The sequence below is a fragment of the Streptomyces sp. NPDC127197 genome (assembly GCF_042672405.1).
In the GTDB taxonomy this organism is placed as follows: Bacteria; Actinomycetota; Actinomycetes; order Streptomycetales; family Streptomycetaceae; genus Streptomyces; species Streptomyces flavusporus.
The window spans coordinates 145,730-163,134 of record NZ_JBHXVG010000011.1 but is presented as its reverse complement, the minus strand read 5'-3'; the positions used below and the strand labels follow the sequence as shown (position 1 = coordinate 163,134).

Sequence of the window (17,405 nt, the reverse complement as noted above, 5' to 3'; positions counted from 1 at the left end):
ACGGCCACGCTAAGCGGCGGCCCGGCGGCGGGGGAACGGATTTTCGCGCACCCGGCCTCACTCAATCCGCGTGGAAGCGGTGCGACGCCTGCGTGGGGTTGCCGCCGGTGGGGAAGTTGAGGGGGTACCGCCTCAATGCCTCGAGCCCGTCTTCCACGAAGCTCCAGCGCTGTCTGGCCTCATGGAACTCGTCGGGCGTGAGCCACTCATGCCATGCGATCTCCGACGCGTCCACAACGAGCTCGTCCGTGATCACTGCTTCGTGGAGCCCCAGCCAGTACGGGCTGATGGCCCCACGGCACAGGTACTTGAAGAGGAACTCCGGTGACGCTCTGACGCCCAGTTCCTCGACGAGTTCCCGTGCTGCCGCATCCCCGTAGGACTCGCCGACGTCCACGGCTCCGCCCACCAGCCAGTCGTACTGCCCCGGAAAGCGGGACACGGTGTGCGGTCGTCGGTGCACCAGGATCCGCCCGTCGGGACGACGGCAGACGGTCGTCGCGACGCGGTGCAGCCACCCGCTTCGCACCGCCTCGCCCCGCTCGACAACTCCGAGCACCCGATCCTGATCGTCGACCTGCTCCACCAGTTCGCCCATGCCCCACACCGTTCCACACCGCTCTGACAGCGGTGCCCGCAGGCCGCGAAACAGGGGGAGCTCAAGCGCCGCACTGCTGGAGCATCATGTTCTTGTCCGCCGCCGTGACAGGCAGCTCGTACTTGAGTGCCACTTGCGCGAACCGCGCCGAGTACGAGCAGCGGATCGCCTTGCTGGGTGGCAGCCAGGAAGCCGGTCCCGAGTCGCGTTTGGCGGAGTTCGTGGAGCCCGAGACCGGCAGGAGATTCAGCGCGTCGTTGGCCACCCGCTGCCGCTTCTCCTCGTCCCAGCGAGCCGCACCCATCTGCCAGGCGTACGACAGCGGCACGACATGGTCTATCTGCACCTCGGTGGCCTTCGACTTCTTCCAGGCGATGTCCTTGTCCGTGTACGGGTCGTGCAGCTTCATCGAGACGATCACGCAGTCGGAACCGGCGCGGAACCGGATGCTTCGACCGTCGCGTTTCAGCAAGTCATTACGCGTGTCGCAGCCGTTCCTCGCCAGCGGCACCCCGTCGGCCGTGTCCATCCAGGCATAGCCGAACTCGTCGCGGTCGTAGCCCGTCTTCGGCCCCCGCCCCTTCGTGGACAGCTCCTCGATGAGGTTGCGGGCCGCGGCCTTGTCCGCGTCCGTCGTCAGGGGCGCGAGCCCTGGTTTCGTACCGTCCGGATTCTTGAGCGGGCTGACCGCCTGCCCGGCCTGCGCAGCCCGTCCGGATCCCGCCGAGGAGTCGTCTTCGCCGAGACCCTCGCATCCCGAGACGAGGAGCGCGGCAGCGGCCAACGCCGCCGCCGCGCGGAAGAAGCGCGCGTTCCCTGCTCCCCCGGCGCGCAGCGCCACAGCGGCGGCCGCGGCCCCGTCCCTCAGACGCGTCACGGTGCGCCCCTCTCCTTGCCTGCCCTGGCCGCCCGTACGGGCGGGTGGTGCCTGACGCCACGGTAGCGGCCGAGAGGTCCAGACCACAGTTACCCCAAACCCTGCATTCCTCGCAAGTCGGGCGTATCGTCGGTTCTGAGTCACCTCCGGAAGGAGCTCTGGATGGGCATCTTCGACAGGTTCAGGCACAAGGGGGCCCAGGACAGGGCCAAGCAAATGTCCGACGCCGCGGAGAAGAAGGTCAACGAGAAGACGGGCAACAAGTACGAGGGCCAAGTCGACGCCGCCCAGCAGAAGATCGAGGGGCAGCTCGGCATGGACCGCGACCGGCCGCCCGAGCAACCGTAGGCCGGAGACCCACGGAGGACACCTGGCCGGCCACGGGGCACAACTCCCTGCCGGCGGCCCGCTGAACCACCTTGGAACAGAGGCCGTCCGCGGTACTCCACCACCCGCGGACGGCTTCGTGCGCCCTTCGCCCCTCGATCACCGCGGCCGCTAAGACCCCAGAACCGACGCCAGGAACTCCCCGACCCACCCGAGCAGATCCCGCCCGACCAACGGCTTCCCGCCCACCTTCGCGGTCTTCGGGCGCGGCACCAGCACCTGGTGGACCGCCGGCTTGATGACCGTCCCCGGGTACAGCCGCTTGAGCCGCAGTTCCTGCGACTCCCGCAACTCCACCGGCGCGAAGCGGATGTTGTTGCCCTGGAGGACGATCTCGCCGACGCCACACGCGCGTGCGAGCATGCGCAGGCCCGCCACCAGGAGGAGGTTCTCCACCGGTTCCGGCAACTTGCCGTAGCGGTCGACGAGTTCCTCCCGTACGGCCTTGATGTCCTCCTCCGTGTTGGCGGAGGCGATGGAGCGGTAGGCCTGCAGCCGGAGGCGCTCACCCGGCGCGTAGTCGTGCGGTACGTGGGCGTCGACGGGCAGTTCGATCTTGACCTCGAGCGGCGGCTCCTCCTCGATCTCGCCGGTCTCCAGCTGCCGCCGGTAGTCCGCGACCGCCTCGCCGACCATCCGGACGTACAGATCGAATCCCACGCCCGCGATGTGTCCCGACTGCTCGCCGCCGAGGAGGTTTCCGGCTCCCCGGATCTCCAGGTCCTTCATCGCCACGTACATGCCGGCACCCATCTCGGTGTGCTGGGCGATCGTGGCGAGCCGCTCGTGGGCGGTCTCCGTCAGCGGCTTCTCGGGCGGGTACAGGAAGTAGGCGTACCCGCGCTCACGCCCACGCCCCACGCGCCCGCGCAGCTGGTGCAGCTGCGACAGACCGAAGGTGTCCCCTCGTTCGACGATCAGCGTGTTCGCGTTGGAGATGTCGATGCCGGACTCGACGATCGTCGTCGACACGAGCACGTCGAACTTCTTCTCCCAGAAGTCGACGACGACCTGCTCCAGCGCCGACTCCGACATCTGCCCGTGCGCGATGGCGATGCGCGCCTCGGGGACGGTCTCGCGGAGCCGGGCCGCCGCGCGGTCGATGGACTCCACCCGGTTGTGGATGTAGAAGACCTGGCCCTCGCGCAGCAGTTCACGCCGGATCGCCGCGCCGATCTGCTTCTCCTCGTACGGCCCGACGAAGGTCAGCACCGGGTGCCGTTCCTCCGGCGGGGTCGTGATCGTGGACATCTCGCGGATGCCGGTCACCGCCATCTCGAGGGTCCGCGGGATCGGCGTGGCCGACATGGTCAGCACGTCGACGTTGGCCCGCAGCTTCTTCAGCTGCTCCTTGTGCTCGACGCCGAACCGCTGCTCCTCGTCGACGATGACGAGTCCCAGGTCCTTGAACTTGGTCTCGGAGGAGAAGAGGCGGTGCGTGCCGATGACGACGTCCACCGAGCCCTCCCGCAGGCCCTCCAGGACCGCCTTCGCCTCGGTGTCCGTCTGGAACCGCGACAGCGCCTTCACGCTCACCGGGAACTGCGCGTACCGCTCGCTGAACGTCCCGAAGTGCTGCTGCACCAGCAGCGTCGTCGGTACGAGGACCGCGACCTGCTTGCCGTCCTGTACGGCCTTGAAGGCGGCGCGGACCGCGATCTCCGTCTTGCCGTAGCCGACGTCGCCGCAGATCAGGCGGTCCATCGGGACCGACTTCTCCATGTCCTCCTTGACCTCGGCGATGGTCGTCAGCTGGTCGGGCGTCTCCGCGTACGGGAAGGCGTCCTCCAGCTCGCGCTGCCACGGAGTGTCCGGCGCGAAGGTGTGCCCGGGGGCCGCCATGCGCGCGCTGTACAGCTTGATGAGGTCCGCCGCGATCTCCTTGACGGCCTTCTTCGCGCGTGCCTTGGTCTTGGTCCAGTCGGCGCCGCCGAGCCGGTGCAGCGTCGGGGCCTCGCCGCCGACGTACTTGGTGATCTGTTCCAGCTGGTCGGTGGGGATGTAGAGCCGGTCGCCGGGCTGGCCACGCTTGGCGGGGGCGTACTCCACGACGAGGTACTCGCGCGTGGCGCCCTGCACGGTGCGCTGCACCATCTCGATGTAACGGCCCACGCCGTGCTGCTCGTGGACGATGTAGTCGCCCGCCTCCAGGGTGAGCGGGTCGATGGTCTTGCGGCGGCGGGCGGGCATGCGGGCGCCGTCGCGGCCGGCCGCCTTCTGGCCGGACAGGTCGGTCTCGGTGAGCACCGCGACTCTGAGCTCCGGGTCGACGAAGCCGTGGTCGATCGAGCCGCACGCCACGTGCACCACGGACGGGGAGATCTCCCCCAGGTCGGCGTCCAGGCGGGCCGCGATGCCCTCGCCGCCGAGCACCTCGACCGTGCGGGCGGCCGGGCCGTGCCCCTCGGTCACGAAGACCGTACGCCAGCCGTCGGCGAGCCAGCCCTTGGTGTCGGCGAGCGCCTTGGCGGTGTCGCCGCGGTAGGTCTCCGGGGCGTGCATGCCGAGCTTGAGGGTGTCCGCGTCGAGTTCTTCGTCGGCGGCGAACGGCGACACCGACCACCACATCATGTCCAGCTCGCGGGCCCGGTCGCGGACGTCGGCGATGGACCACAGCGAGGCCGCGCCGACATCGATCGGCGCCTCCCCGCCGCCCGCGGTGGCCGCCCAGGAGGCCTGCAGGAACTCCTGCGAGGTCGCCACGAGATCCGCGGCACGCGTGCGTACCCGCTCGGGATCGCATACGACGGCCATGGCGCCCTTCGGCAGTACGTCGAGCAGCAGCTCCATGTCGTCGACCAGGACGGGCGCGAGCGACTCCATGCCCTCCACGGCGATGCCCTCGGCGATCTTGCCGAGCAGCTCGCCCAGCTCGGGGTGCGCCTCGGCGAGGGCACGCGCGCGCGTGCGGACGTCTTCCGTCAACAGAAGTTCACGGCAGGGCGGGGCCCACAGGCCGTGCTCGGCGACCTCCAGCGACCGCTGGTCGGCCACCTTGAAGTAGCGGATCTCCTCGACGTCGTCGCCCCAGAACTCGATGCGCAGGGGGTGTTCCTCGGTGGGCGGGAAGACGTCCAGGATGCCGCCGCGTACGGCGAACTCTCCCCGCTTCTCGACCAGCTCCACGCGCGCGTACGCGGCGGCGGCCAGGGCGTCGACGATCTCGTTCAGGTCGGCGGTCTGCCCGGCCCTCAGCGCCACCGGCTCCAGGTCGCCCAGGCCCTTGACCTGTGGCTGGAGCACGGATCGCACGGGGGCCACGACGACGGAGACCGGGCCGGTCTCGGGGTCGTCGGGGCGGGGGTGGGCGAGTCGGCGCAGCACGGCGAGGCGCCGGCCCACGGTGTCGCTGCGCGGGCTCAGCCGTTCGTGCGGCAGCGTCTCCCAGGACGGGTACTCCACGACTCCCTCCGGCGGCAGCAGCGAGCGCAGCGCCGCCGCCAGGTCCTCCGCCTCGCGCCCGGTGGCCGTCACCGCCAGCACCGGGCGGCCGCTCTCGCGGGCGAGGGCCGCGACCGCGAAGGGGCGGGCCGCCTGGGGGCCGACCAGATCGACGTGCATCCGGTTGCCGTCCGAGGCCGCCTTGATCGCTTCCGCGAGTGCGGCGTCCTTGACGACGGCGTCGAGCAGACCGTGCAGGCTCATATGGAGAGGCTTTCCGTCCTGGATGACAGGGGGTGACTGGGGGTGGGCAACGCGAAGGGCCCGACACGCGGGGCGGGCCGGGGGTCTCCAGAGTACGTCGCGGCCGCGGTTGTCACCCGGGGGAGTGATGAGGCCGGCCGCGTGAGGGGGAGGCGACGACGGTGGACTGACGGTTGCCGAAGGCCCTCCCGACCTGCCCGAGCGTGCCTGGAACTGCCGCGACGCCTCGATCCGGAAGTACGACGTCCCGCTCCTGCGGGCATGAAGCGGGGCCCGGTGCCGGGGAGTCCGCAAGACTCCCCGGCACCGGGCCGCTCCCCCGCAACCCCCGTATGCGGTGGCTACTCGGTCGCGATCGCGTTCAGGACGTTCATCCGGCCCGCCCGGAAGGCAGGAACCAGCGCGGCGAACAGGCCGACGAAGGCCGAGCCGATGAACACCCCGCCGATGGTCGGCCACGGGATCTGAAGGACGTTCAGCCCCTCCAGGGCGAGCAGCTGCTGCGCCGTGGCGCCCCAGCCCATGCCCAGCCCCAGGCCCAGCAGGGCACCGAAGAGGGCGATCACGACCGACTCCAGACGGATCATGCGGCGCAGCTGCCGGCGCGACAGGCCGATCGCCCGCATCAGGCCGATCTCCCGGGTCCGCTCCACCACCGACAGGGCCAGGGTGTTCACGACGCCCAGGACGGCCACGATGATCGCGAGGGCCAGCAGGCCGTAGATCATGTTCAGGAGCTGGCCGATCTGGTCCTTCAGGGCCTCCTTGTAGTCGGTCTGGTCGCGCACGGTGTACTGCGGGTAGTCGTCCAGCGCCGTCTTCAGCGACTGGTAGGCGGCCGCCTCCTGGCCGTCCTTCGCCGAGGCGAACAGCACCGTGTCGAGCGGGATCCTGTCGGCGGGGACGTACGTGGCCAGCGTGTCGATCGACGTGTACATCGCGCCCTGGTCGATGACCGCGTCGCTGCTGGTGATCGCGCGGACGGTCAGCCGGCCGGTGGAGCCGTCCTTGAAGTCGACGGCGATCTCGGAGCCGAGGCGGATGCCGTGGTCCTTGGCGTACTCCTCGTGGACGGACATGGAGTCGGGCCGGTAGGCGTCGTCGAGGTTGCCGGCGACGGTCTCGACCCGCAGGTCCTGCGCGTACGTCGGGTCGGCGGCCGTGATGGCGGTGTCCTTGGACGTCTTCCCGTCGGGGGTCCTGAAGTCGGCCTTGGTCCACTTGTACTCGGTGACGCGGTCCACGCCGTCGGCGTCCTTCACGGCCGTGACCGCCTGCGGCGTGATCAGCTGCCCGCTGTCGGACTGGATGATGAAGTCCGTCCCCACGCTCTTGTCGAGTTCCTCCGTCGCCGAGGCGACCATCGACGAGCCGACCACCGACAGACAGGCCACCAGGGCCAGCCCGATCATCAGCGCCGCGCCCGTGGCGCCGGTGCGGCGCGGATTGCGCAGCGCGTTGCGCTCGGCCATCCGGCCGACGGGCCCGAACATCCGCAGCACGATCGCGCCGAGCACCCGGACGACTCCGCCCGCGAGCAGCGGACCGATGACGACGAAGCCGATCAGCGACAGCACCACGCCCGCGCCCAGCCACAGCGCGCCCTCGCTCGCCTTGTCGGCGGCAGCCGCCAGATACAGCCCGAACCCGCCGGCGCCGGTCAGCAGCAGGCCCAGCACGGCCCGTACGACACCCGCCTTCGCGTCGGCCGGGGCGCCCGCGTCGCGCAGGGCGGCCATGGGCGAGACCTTGCCGGCGCGGCGGGCCGGGAGGTAGGCGGCGAGGACGGTGACAACGACGCCGAGGACCAGTCCGACCACCGGCGTCGTCCAGGCGACCGTCAGGTCGTCCGTGGAGAGGTTCATGCCCATGGCGCCCATGAGCTTCATCAGCCCGATGGCGAGCCCGACGCCCGCGCCCACACCGAGCACGGAGCCGACGAAACCGAGCATCAGTGCCTCGACCAGCACGGACCGGTTGACCTGCTTGCGGCTGGATCCGATGGCCCGCATCAGGCCGATCTCGCGGGTCCGCTGGGCGACCAGCATCGAGAACGTGTTGATGATCAGGAAGACGCCGACCAGGAAGGCGATCCCGGCGAAGCCGAGCATCGCGTACTTGATGACGCCCATGAACTCCTGGACGTCCTCGGCGTTGGCGTCGGCGACCTCCTTGGCCGTCTGTACCTTGAAGCCGCCGTCGAGCGCGGTGGCGACGTTCTTCTTCACCTGGGCGTCGGTGAAGCCGGACTCGGCGGTGACGTTGACGTTCGTGTAGACGCCGGTCTCACCGACGAGGGTCTGCTGGGCGGTCTTCGTGTCCAGGTAGAAGATCGCGGCACCGGGGTTGGTGACGGTGAAGTCGGCGATGCCGGAGATCTTTGCCCGGTGCGTGCCGACAGCGGTGATGACGCCGATCTCGTCGCCGAGCTCCAGGCCGTGCTTGTCCGCGGTGTCCGCGTCGATCATCACCTGGTCGGCGCCCTCGGGCGCGGACCCCGAGGTGATCTTCATCGTGCGGGCCTCGTTGGAGTTCCAGCTGCCGACGATGGTCGGCCCGCCGCCGGACGGCGAGAGGCTGTCCTTGTCGGCGTCGACGACCGTCACCGACGTCGAGAAGACGGTGCCCTGCGCCGACTTCACGCCCTCCGTCCTGCGGACCTCGTCGACGACGGAGGCCGGCATGACCGGCGGCTTGCCGTTGTCGGCGGTGGTCTCACCGGTGTCCGAGGCGCCCTTCGGGCTCACCGTGACATCCGACGCGGTGGCCGCGAACAGCTTGTCGAACGTCGTGTTCATCGTGTCGGTGAACACGAGCGTGCCGCACACGAACGCCACCGACAGCAGCACGGCGACGGCCGACAGGGCCATGCGCCCCTTGTGCGCGAAGAAGTTGCGCATCGAGGTCTTCAGCACGGTCATGACGTGCGCCCCCGGGCGTCGAAGTCCTTCATGCGGTCCAGAACCTGATCGGCCGTCGGGTTGTACATCTCGTCGACGATCCGGCCGTCGGCGAGATACAGCACACGGTCGGCGTACGAGGCGGCCACCGGGTCGTGCGTGACCATCACGATGGTCTGCCCCAGCTCGTCCACGGACCGCCGCAGGAAGCCCAGTACCTCGGCGCCCGCGCGCGAGTCGAGGTTTCCGGTCGGCTCGTCACCGAAGATGATCTCGGGCCGCGCGGCCAGTGCCCGGGCCACGGCGACGCGCTGCTGCTGTCCGCCGGAGAGCTGCGTCGGCCGGTGCTTGAGCCGGTCAGCGAGCCCCACGGTCTCCACCACCCGCTGCAGCCACGCCTTGTCCGGCTTACGGCCGGCGATGTCCATGGGCAGGGTGATGTTCTCGATCGCGTTCAGCGTCGGCAGCAGGTTGAACGCCTGGAAGATGAACCCGATCCGGTCCCGGCGCAGTTGCGTCAGCTTCTTGTCCTTCAGACCGGTGATCTCGGTCTCGTCGAGATGGATCTGCCCGCTGGTGACGGTGTCGAGCCCGGCCAGGCAGTGCATCAGCGTGGACTTGCCGGACCCCGACGGGCCCATGATGGCGGTGAACTGGCCGCGGGCGATGTCCACGTCGACATGGTCGAGGGCGACGACGCGGGTCTCCCCGGCCCCGTAGGCCTTGACGACCTGCCGCGCCCGCGCGGCAACGGCCGTACGCCCTCCAGTGCCCCCGTGCCTGGGAATGGTTACAGCCGATGTCACGGTATGTCTCCTATATCGGTCAGCAGTTGGTCGGCACGCGGCTCGTACTGAGCCGTGCCGTGTGAAGTCGTGCGAAGTACTACGCCGATGAGTCTCGCGGCAAGCAGGGGTGACGTTCGATGGTGTTCAACCCCGTCTTGCCCTGAGGAAAACCCCACCCCCGAAGGTGCGGTGCACCGCCCCCGCGGCGTAAAGCCAGGTTAAGGACGACCCCCGTACCGTCTCGTCCTCCGCCGGTACGAACCCTCCCCGAGCCCTGGTACGGAGGGACCCCTAGGGGCAGTCCCCCCTCAGGCGGAGTCCTTCTCAGGGTCGGGTCCACCCATCGGCCCACTCAGGCTCCACCCTCCCGTCGCGGGAGGGTCAAGTGGGAAGCTGTCCGACGGCAGATAGCTGCAAGGGGAAGGAATCTGCGTGGGCAGCACCAGACCCGCGATACGCGGCACAGCACAGCACACCGGGACCGACAAGCGCGGAGCCGTCGTCGCCGCGCTGATGCTGTCGATGGCACTGGCGGCGCTCGACTCCACCGTCGTCTCCACGGCCGTACCGCAGATCGTCGGCGACCTCGGCGGCTTCTCCGTCTTCTCCTGGCTCTTCTCCGGCTATCTGCTGGCCGTCACCGTCACCCTGCCCGTCTACGGCAAGCTCTCCGACACCTTCGGCCGCAAACCGGTCCTCGTGGTGGGCGCGAGCGTCTTCCTGCTCGGCTCCCTCCTGTGCGCCCTCGCCTGGAACATGTGGGCGCTCATCGCCTTCCGTATCGTCCAGGGCCTCGGCGGCGGCGCACTCCAGGGCACGGTCCAGACACTCGCCGCCGACCTCTACCCCCTGAAGGAACGCCCGAAGATCCAGGCCAAGCTGTCCACCGTGTGGGCGGTGTCCGCGGTCGCCGGCCCCGCCGTGGGCGGTGTCCTCACCGCGTACGCCGACTGGCGCTGGATCTTCCTCGTCAACCTGCCGATCGGCGGACTCGCCCTCTGGCTGATCGTCCGCCACCTGCACGAGCCCCAGCGGAAAACGGACGCACGCGCGCGTGTCGACTGGGCGGGCGCCCTTGTGGTGTTCGCGTGCGGCGGAGTCCTGCTCACGGCGCTGGTGCAGGGCGGAGTCGCCTGGGCGTGGCTGTCGCCGCCGTCGATCGCCTTGCTCGGTACCGGACTTGCCTTCGTCGTACTCGTCTTCTTCGTCGAACGCCGGGCCGCCGAACCGATCATCCCGGGCTGGGTCTGGCGTCGCCGTACGATCGCCGCGGTCAATCTCGCCCTCGGGGCGCTGGGTCTGCTCATGGTGGCCCCCGCCGTGTTCCTGCCGACGTACGCGCAGTCCGTCCTCGGCCTCGGTCCCGTGGCCGCCGGATTCGTCCTGTCCGTCTGGACGTTGAGCTGGCCCGTCTCCGCCGCGCTCAGCCAGCACGTGTACCGCAGGATCGGCTTCCGCAACACGGCGATGCTCGGCATCGGCACGGCGACCCTGATCCTGCTGGCCTTCCCCCTGCTGCCGTACCCCGGCGAGGCCTGGCAGCCGGCCCTCCTGATGCTCCTCCTCGGGGCCGCACTCGGCCTCTTCCAACTTCCCCTCATCGTCGGCGTCCAGTCGACCGTCGGCTGGGACGAACGCGGCACGGCCACCGCGTCCATCCTCTTCTGCCGGCAGACCGGCCAGACCCTCGGCGCATCCGTCTTCGGCGCCGTCGCCAACGGCGTCCTCGCCGGCCGCCTCGGCGACGCCGGCGACCTCGACGCCATCGCCCACGGCCTCGGCACGGGCGCCGCGTCCGAAACGACCCGACGGGCCGTCGCGGACGCGGTCCACGCGGTGTACCTGGGCGCGGCGTGCGCGGCGGCGCTCGCCTTCCTGGTCCTGCTGGTGCTGGCGCCGCGCCGCTTCCCGGTCCTCAAGGACCACTGAAGACTCCGGACTCGCTCGTTCAGGGCCTCGCCCCGGCCCGCAAAAGTAGGAGTTAACGCGGGTAACAGCGTGGGGAACCGCGCAGTTCATCGAAGTAAGCGCATACCGACCACTCAGTTTGGCCAAAGCGTCGCGCGTCCCCGTCCCTCCGAGTAGCGTGCGTGGCCCGCTCACCCCCACTCCCTGCGGTCCGCCGCCACGGACCCGAGCCACGCAAGGAGCAACGGGATGTCGTCCGACCCGTACTCGTCGTACCCGCCGCACCGTTCGCACTCCCCGCACCCGCCCCAGTTCTCCTCACCGACGTACCCGTGGCAACCCGCCGCCCCGCCCGAACCCGAGCCCCGGCGAAGGCCGGTCCACGCCCCGCTGGGGCACCACAGCGACCTGCGCATCCTGCGCAGCGCCTACCGCTGGCAGCGGCGCGTGGCGACGCTCACCGCGCTCGGCTACTTCGTGCTGTTCCTGGTCCTTTCGGCGTACGCGCCGGGGTTCATGACGAGCGAGGGGATCGGCGGTCTGCCGGTCGGGCTGCTGCTCGGGCTGGCGCAACTGCCGGTCACCTGCCTGGCGATATGGCTGTACGAGCACACCGCGCGGCGCCGTGTCGACCCGCTCGCGGAGCGTCTCCGCCACCAGGCCCGGGTGGACGCGAAGCGAGAGGCGGCACGACGATGACCGGATTCAGCGAGTCGGCGGAGACGATGTCCCTCGTCGCCTTCTCCGCCGTGGTGACGATCACGCTGCTGCTGTGTGTGATGACCGGCCCGGACCGGGACGACCTCGACGAGTTCTACACCGGCTACAGCTCCCTGTCCCCCATGCGCAACGGCCTGGCGATCGCGGGGGACTACATCTCCGCCGCGACCGTGCTGGGCACCGGCGGGGTGATCGCGCTGTACGGCTACGACGGGATCGTCCTCGCGCTGAGTACGGCGCTGTCGTTGATGCTGCTGATGTTCCTGCTGGCGGAACCTCTGCGGAACGCGGGGCGTTTCACGATGGGAGATGCCTTCGCGCGCCGTATGCCGGGGCGGTGTGTGCGGGTGACCGCCTGTGCGGTGACGCTTGCCGCGCTGCTGCCGATGATGCTGGTGCAACTCGCGGGCACGGGGCAGCTGATGGCGTTTCTGCTGGGCTTCTCCGGCGACGAGTTGAAGACGGGCTGCATCATCGGGCTGGGCGTCCTGATGATCAGCTACGCGGCGATCGGCGGGATGAAGGGCACCGCTCTCATCCAGGCACTGAAGATGGTGATGCTGCTCGGGTCCGGCGCGGTGGTGGCCGTACTCGTCCTGAACAAGTTCGACTGGAATCCGGCCGCGTTGTTCGACCGGGCGGCGCAGCAGAGCGGTGTGGGGTCCGACTTCCTCAGCTCCGGGCTGCAGTTCGCGGGCGGCCCGGCCCCCCGCCTCGACATGATCACCTCCCAGCTGGCCGTCGTCCTCGGTGCGGCCTGCCTGCCGCACGTCACGATGCGCATGTACACGGCGTCCAGCGCCCGCCAGGTGCGCCGGTCCATGTCCTGGGCGGTGTCGAGCGTCGTCGTCTTCGTCCTGGTCATCACGGTCGTCGGGGTCGGCGCGACCGCGCTGATCGGCCGCGAGACGATCGCCGGGGCGGACCCGCAGGGGAACTCGGCGTATCTGCTGGGCTCGCAGGCCGCGTTCGGCCCGGACGTGTCCACGGCCGAGACGTTCCTGTTCACGGCGATCACGACGGCGGTGTTCCTGACGGTGCTCGCCTCGGTCGCGGGCATGATCCTCGCCTGCGCCAACTCCCTGGCCCACGACGTCTTCGCCGGCCGCGTACAGGAGATGTCGGCCCGCCGCGAGATGGCCCTCGCCCGCATCTCCGCCCTGGCCGTCGGCGTCCCGGCCATTCTGCTGGCGACCCTGGTCCAGCACCGCAGCCTGCAGCCCCTGGTGACGCTGTCCTTCTCCCTGGGCGCCTCCGCCCTCGCCCCCGCCCTCGTCTACAGCCTGTTCTGGCGCCGCTACACCCGCACCGGCCTGCTGAGCACCCTCATCGGCGGCTCCCTGTCCGTCCTGCTGCTGATGCCGGGCACCAACCTCGTCTCCGGGTCCCCCGCCTCCGCCTTCCCCGAGGCCGACTTCAACTACTTCCCGTTCACCACGACCGCCCTGATCTCCGTCCCCCTCGGCTTCGCCTTCGGCTGGCTGGGCACGCTCGCCTCCGGCCGGCAGAAGTCGGACGAACAGCGCCGACAGTACGAGGCGGTGGAGGGGTGGATCCTGGCCGGCGCGGTGCGGCGCAGGGGGTGAGACCGGCCGGCCCCCACGTCACTCCGCCTGCGCACGGTTCCCCATCAGCTTGGCCAGACTGCTGCGTACGTAGTCCATGTGCGCCTGCACCTTGTCCCACTGCTCCCCGTGCTCCCGCAGCACCCCCTCCGTCTCCCGCTCGATACGGTCCGCCTCGGCCCGGGCCTCCGCGAGAACTTCCTCGGCCCGGGCCTGGGCCTGCTCCTGCCACTGCCGGGCGGACTCCGCGGCGGCGGCCAGGTCCTGTTCCGCCTCGGACAGCGCGGCCTCGGCGCGGGCCATCCGTTCGGCGAAGTGCGCATCCAGCGCGGCCGTCCTGTCCTCGGCCTCCTGCTCGGCGGCCGCCCATCGCTGGGCGTGCTCCTTCTCCTGCTCGGCCAGCATCGCCGCCGTGCGCTGCCGCACCTCACGCAACGCGGCGACGGCTTCCTTACGGCTCTCCTTCACCTCATGCCGGGCGGTGACCCGGAACTCGTCGGCCTCGGCCTGCGCCGCGAGCACTCGCTGACGGGCGCGTTCCTCGGCATCCGCGCGCAGCGCATCGGCCTCTTCCTGCGCGGCCCGGCGCACCTCCAGGGCGCGCGACTCGGCATCCGCAACACACTCGTCCGCCACACGCCGCGCCTCCTCGTGCAGGACCGCCGCCTCCTCCTGCGCGAGCTGGAACAGAAGCCGGGCGCGCTCCCCGAGCGCCTCGTACGTCTGCGGAGGGAGCTGCTCGACCGTCTCCCGCAGCCGCTCCACCTCCGTCTCCATCTCCCGGGCGAGCACGGTGAGGCGGGCCGCACGTTCCCAGGCCCCGTCGCGATCCACGCAGAGCGCGAAGGCGTACGCGTCGACCTGCTCGGGGCGATAACCGCGCCCCCGGACGGTCACGAAGCCATGCGACGACACTGATGCGCTGCTCATTCCAGAACCCCTCGAACCCCTTGAAGGACGTCCATGTCGCGCACATCTTGATGGATCAGACGGAAGCGTTCATAACGCGACACTCCGCGCACAAGGTACGTAAACAAAGGGCCGGGCCCGGTCATACGACCGGGCCCGGCCCTTTCACACGTCCTGTCGTCACCCCAGGGTCACAGCAAGCCGTCCCACATCTGCTCCAGCAGCACCGACCACCAGCTCTCCGGCGAACCCAGCGCTGCCGGATCGAGAGAGGCCAACTGGGCCTGGAAGTCGACGGTCCAACGGCCCGCCTGCTCCTGGTTCAGCCCGAACCGCAGCCGCCACATCCGCCCGAGCAGCGCCAGGCAGCGCACGAACTCCGGCAGCCCGGTGTTCACGAACTGCGGCGGCACCGGCGCACCACCCGGCCCGGCCTCCACCGGCACCGCCACGATGTTCGCCGTGCCGTACTGCACACAGATCGCCTTGCCGAAATCGCTGCCCATCACCAGGTACGAGCCCGCGTCCGACGCCGGCTGCACCCCCCGCTCGGCAGCCAGCTCCGCCAGCGTCGGCACCGGCCGCCCCGGCTGGGCCTGCGCCCAGAAGAACGGCCCCATGTCCAGCGGCAGCCCTGCCATCACCAGCGTCTGCGCCACGACCGGCGGCACGCCCTGCCGGGACACCGCCGCCTGCTCGAACCGGAAGACCCCCGGCCCGAACGCCCCCGCAAGCTCCTGCGCCACACCCTCCGGCGGAACCGGCGGCGCCGGCTGCACCGGCGGAAGCGGCGCCCGCACCGGGGCAGGCCGCGCGGGGCCGTCCGCGACCTGGTGCAACTCGCCCTGGTGAGCGAGGAGTTGCTGCATGCCCTGCTGCCGGCTCGCGTGATCCGTACCGTACGGAGCGATGCTCGTGATCCGCGCCTGCGGCCACTGCTCCCGGATCATCCGCGCACAGTACGCACCCGGCAGCTCACACGACTCCAACTCGGTGTGCAGCTCGAGCACCTGGTCCGGGGGCACGTTCATCGCCCGCAGCTCGTGGAAGATCTGCCACTCCGGGTGCGGCGTACCCGGCGCGGAACGCCGGATCAGCTGCTGCTCGGAGCCGTCCTGCGCGCGGTAGCGCAGCACGGCCTGATAACCGGGGCCCACGGTCGGCTGACCGCCCGGCTGCGGGTAGCCGTACGCCGGCGGCTGCTGGCCGGGCACGGGCCGGCCAGGTGCGGGGTGGCCAGGCACGCCGGGCATGGGCTGGCCGGGGGGCGGCGGGACCGCACCCGGTGCCGGGGGCATCGGCTGCGGGGCGCCGGTGGGCATGCCGGGGGCGCCGGGAGTTGGCGGCGGGGGTACACCGGGGCCGCCCACGGGAGGTGCACCGGGGCCGCCGACCGGGGGTGCGGCCAGCACGGTCTCCGCGTGGTGCACGGCACCTCGCGCGCCGCCTGCGGAGCCCTGCGCGCCGGGGGGCTGCGGTGCACCCGGGACGCCGGGCGGCTGCGGCGCACCAGGGGCACCCGGAGGCTGCGGTGCGCCTCCACCCGGGCCCATCTGGGCGGGATCGGCCAGCACCGTGGCGGCGTGGTGGACACCACCGGGAGGCGTACCGCCCGGCGCACCCGGAGCCCCGGGCGGCTGGGGAACCCCAGGCGGAGTCTGGGCACCCGGAGGAGTCGGAGCACCCGGCGGCTGCGGCGCACCCGGACCGCCAGGCACCTCAGGACCGTCGGGCCCGATCGCCGACACGAGCTGCGTCGGCACATACCCACCCGCCGGCGCACCGAGCCCACCCGGCGTACCCGGGGCTCCCGGCGTACCCGGCGGCGGAGGCGTGCTCCCAGGCCGCGCACCCGGAACACCGGGCGCCCCCGGCGGAGGCGGAGGAGTCACGCCGCCGCCCCGCGCACGGCGTGGCGGAGGCGCCGCCTTGCTCGTCGCGGCATCGGCGATGTCCCCGGCGCTCGGCGCGAGCGGCTGCCCGGCCGGCCCGCCCGGAGCGGCCGACGGCTGGGGCGCACCCGGCGCCTGCGGATAGCCGTACGCCGGAGCACCCCCCGGCGGCGTGCCCGCTCCCGGCGTCGGAGGCGGCGTCCCCGGAACAGCCCCCGCACCCGAACCCTGCGAATACCCGTAAGTCGACGGCCCTGGAGGCGGCGCACCCGGCCCCGGCGGCGTCCCCGGCACCCCTGCCGCACCCGAACCCTGCGGATACCCGTAAGTCGACGCACCCGACCCCGGCGGCGGCGTGCTGCCCTGCGGGACGCCGACCGGCGCACCCGCCCCCTGCGAACCCTGCGTGCCCGGCGCCTGCGCGTCGTCGAGGGCCGGTGCGACCGCCGTCGGCGGCAGCTGGCTGCCGCCCGACATCAGCGCCGTCTTCGCGTCCGGCGCCGCCGCGGGCGGCGTCTCGTCGCTGTCCGCGTCACTCAACGGCGGCGCGAAAACCGTCTCCGGCAACGGCACGGAACGGTCCTCACCCCCATCCGCGTTGGTGTCCGTCCCGGCCCACGGAGTCGCCCCCGCAGGCGCACCCGGCACCCCGGCCGCCTCGGCACGCGCCCCCGCGCCCGCCTCACTGTCACTACCGGAGCCGGCCGCCGGCCACGCCGTACCACTACCAGCCGCGCCGGCCCCACCGGCACCGGAACCGGAACCCGAACCGGAACCACCAACGGAACCAGCCCCCGCAGCCGCACCGGCACCCGCACCAGCCCGCCGCTCCGGAATCCCCAACCTGTCCGCCGCCTCCTGCAACCACTCCGGCGGACTCAGCAAGAACGACGTCTGATTCAGATCCACCCGAGCCGCAGCAGCCGGCGCCGCATCCGCGGCCGCGTCCGCACGCCCCCCGTACTCCTCCTCGTACCGGCGGATCACCTCACCCACCGGCAGCGACGGCCACAGCGTCGCCTCACCGCTGTCCCGCGCGATCACCAGCCGCTGCGCACCCCCGTCCGAACGCGGCCCGTCCGCACGGTCCTCGGCCCACACCACGAACCCGAGCCCGAACTCCCGCACCCGCACCTCACGATGCTGGTACGACGGCACATCCCCGTTGATCCACTCTTCCGCGCGCTCCTGCGCCTGCGCGAACGTCACCATCGCC

General features: G+C 71.2%; 11 protein-coding genes. 4 read left to right on the top strand and 7 right to left on the bottom strand.

All coding sequences use genetic code 11. The annotated features are described in order from the left end of the window. Positions 1–61 precede the first annotated feature (61 nt). Complete coding sequence (locus tag ACFVJQ_RS19590) at positions 62–598, bottom strand: NUDIX hydrolase (RefSeq protein ID WP_385785383.1); 537 nt, start codon at positions 596–598, stop codon at positions 62–64. 61 nt (positions 599–659) lie between these two features. Then, a complete protein-coding gene (locus ACFVJQ_RS19585) occupies positions 660–1,433 on the bottom strand; it encodes an HNH endonuclease family protein (RefSeq protein WP_385513624.1) in 774 nt (257 codons plus the stop codon). A gap of 204 nt (positions 1,434–1,637) precedes the next feature. Here ACFVJQ_RS19585 and ACFVJQ_RS19580 point away from each other — a divergent pair, with 204 nt between their 5' ends. Continuing rightward, the gene (locus tag ACFVJQ_RS19580; RefSeq protein WP_385513613.1) at positions 1,638–1,823 is read left to right on the top strand and encodes an antitoxin; all 186 of its coding nucleotides are present in this window, start codon (positions 1,638–1,640) and stop codon (positions 1,821–1,823) included. Between the two features lie 150 nt (positions 1,824–1,973). On the opposite strand, the gene mfd is transcribed toward ACFVJQ_RS19580, so the two are convergent. From mfd to ACFVJQ_RS19565, 3 genes are all read right to left on the bottom strand, one after another. Then, entirely contained in the window at positions 1,974–5,507 is a 3,534-nt protein-coding gene (gene mfd / locus ACFVJQ_RS19575; protein ID WP_385513614.1) for a transcription-repair coupling factor, read from the bottom strand. Between the two features lie 341 nt (positions 5,508–5,848). After that, positions 5,849–8,428, bottom strand: a complete 2,580-nt coding sequence (locus ACFVJQ_RS19570) for an ABC transporter permease (RefSeq protein ID WP_385513615.1) — start codon at positions 8,426–8,428, stop codon at positions 5,849–5,851. Beyond that, positions 8,425–9,213, bottom strand: coding sequence for an ABC transporter ATP-binding protein (locus tag ACFVJQ_RS19565; RefSeq protein ID WP_385513616.1), 789 nt, complete (start codon positions 9,211–9,213; stop codon positions 8,425–8,427). The genes ACFVJQ_RS19570 and ACFVJQ_RS19565 overlap by 4 nt, the downstream gene beginning before the upstream one ends. Positions 9,214–9,627: 414 nt before the next feature. Here ACFVJQ_RS19565 and ACFVJQ_RS19560 point away from each other — a divergent pair, with 414 nt between their 5' ends. From ACFVJQ_RS19560 to ACFVJQ_RS19550, 3 genes are all read left to right on the top strand, one after another. Further along, the gene (locus tag ACFVJQ_RS19560; RefSeq protein WP_385785378.1) at positions 9,628–11,124 is read left to right on the top strand and encodes an MFS transporter; all 1,497 of its coding nucleotides are present in this window, start codon (positions 9,628–9,630) and stop codon (positions 11,122–11,124) included. Positions 11,125–11,352: 228 nt separating this feature from the next. Then, positions 11,353–11,802 (top strand): DUF485 domain-containing protein, encoded by a 450-nt coding sequence (locus tag ACFVJQ_RS19555; RefSeq protein WP_385785375.1) that lies wholly within the window; start codon positions 11,353–11,355, stop codon positions 11,800–11,802. Continuing rightward, positions 11,799–13,409: a cation acetate symporter gene (locus ACFVJQ_RS19550; RefSeq protein WP_385513618.1), complete on the top strand. Its 1,611-nt coding sequence runs from the start codon at positions 11,799–11,801 to the stop codon at positions 13,407–13,409. The genes ACFVJQ_RS19555 and ACFVJQ_RS19550 overlap by 4 nt, the downstream gene beginning before the upstream one ends. An 18-nt stretch (positions 13,410–13,427) precedes the next feature. Here ACFVJQ_RS19550 and ACFVJQ_RS19545 read toward each other — a convergent pair whose 3' ends face one another. Then, complete coding sequence (locus ACFVJQ_RS19545) at positions 13,428–14,318, bottom strand: cellulose-binding protein (protein ID WP_385785372.1); 891 nt, start codon at positions 14,316–14,318, stop codon at positions 13,428–13,430. Between the two features lie 170 nt (positions 14,319–14,488). Beyond that, positions 14,489–17,401 carry an SUKH-4 family immunity protein gene (locus ACFVJQ_RS19540; protein WP_385785369.1) on the bottom strand — a complete coding sequence of 971 codons (2,913 nt, stop codon included), beginning with the start codon at positions 17,399–17,401 and terminating at the stop codon, positions 14,489–14,491. Positions 17,402–17,405 lie beyond the last annotated feature (4 nt).

What these genes read in the sequence shown, in the direction of transcription:
- ACFVJQ_RS19555 (WP_385785375.1), top strand. Translation starts at nt 11,353, where the DNA reads ATGTCGTCCGACCCGTACTCGTCGTACCCGCCGCACCGTTCGCACTCC.
- ACFVJQ_RS19545 (WP_385785372.1), bottom strand. Translation starts at nt 14,318, where the DNA reads ATGAGCAGCGCATCAGTGTCGTCGCATGGCTTCGTGACCGTCCGGGGG.
- ACFVJQ_RS19570 (WP_385513615.1), bottom strand. Translation starts at nt 8,428, where the DNA reads ATGACCGTGCTGAAGACCTCGATGCGCAACTTCTTCGCGCACAAGGGG.
- ACFVJQ_RS19550 (WP_385513618.1), top strand. Translation starts at nt 11,799, where the DNA reads ATGACCGGATTCAGCGAGTCGGCGGAGACGATGTCCCTCGTCGCCTTC.
- ACFVJQ_RS19580 (WP_385513613.1), top strand. Translation starts at nt 1,638, where the DNA reads ATGGGCATCTTCGACAGGTTCAGGCACAAGGGGGCCCAGGACAGGGCC.
- ACFVJQ_RS19540 (WP_385785369.1), bottom strand. Translation starts at nt 17,401, where the DNA reads ATGGTGACGTTCGCGCAGGCGCAGGAGCGCGCGGAAGAGTGGATCAAC.
- mfd (WP_385513614.1), bottom strand. Translation starts at nt 5,507, where the DNA reads ATGAGCCTGCACGGTCTGCTCGACGCCGTCGTCAAGGACGCCGCACTC.
- ACFVJQ_RS19590 (WP_385785383.1), bottom strand. Translation starts at nt 598, where the DNA reads ATGGGCGAACTGGTGGAGCAGGTCGACGATCAGGATCGGGTGCTCGGA.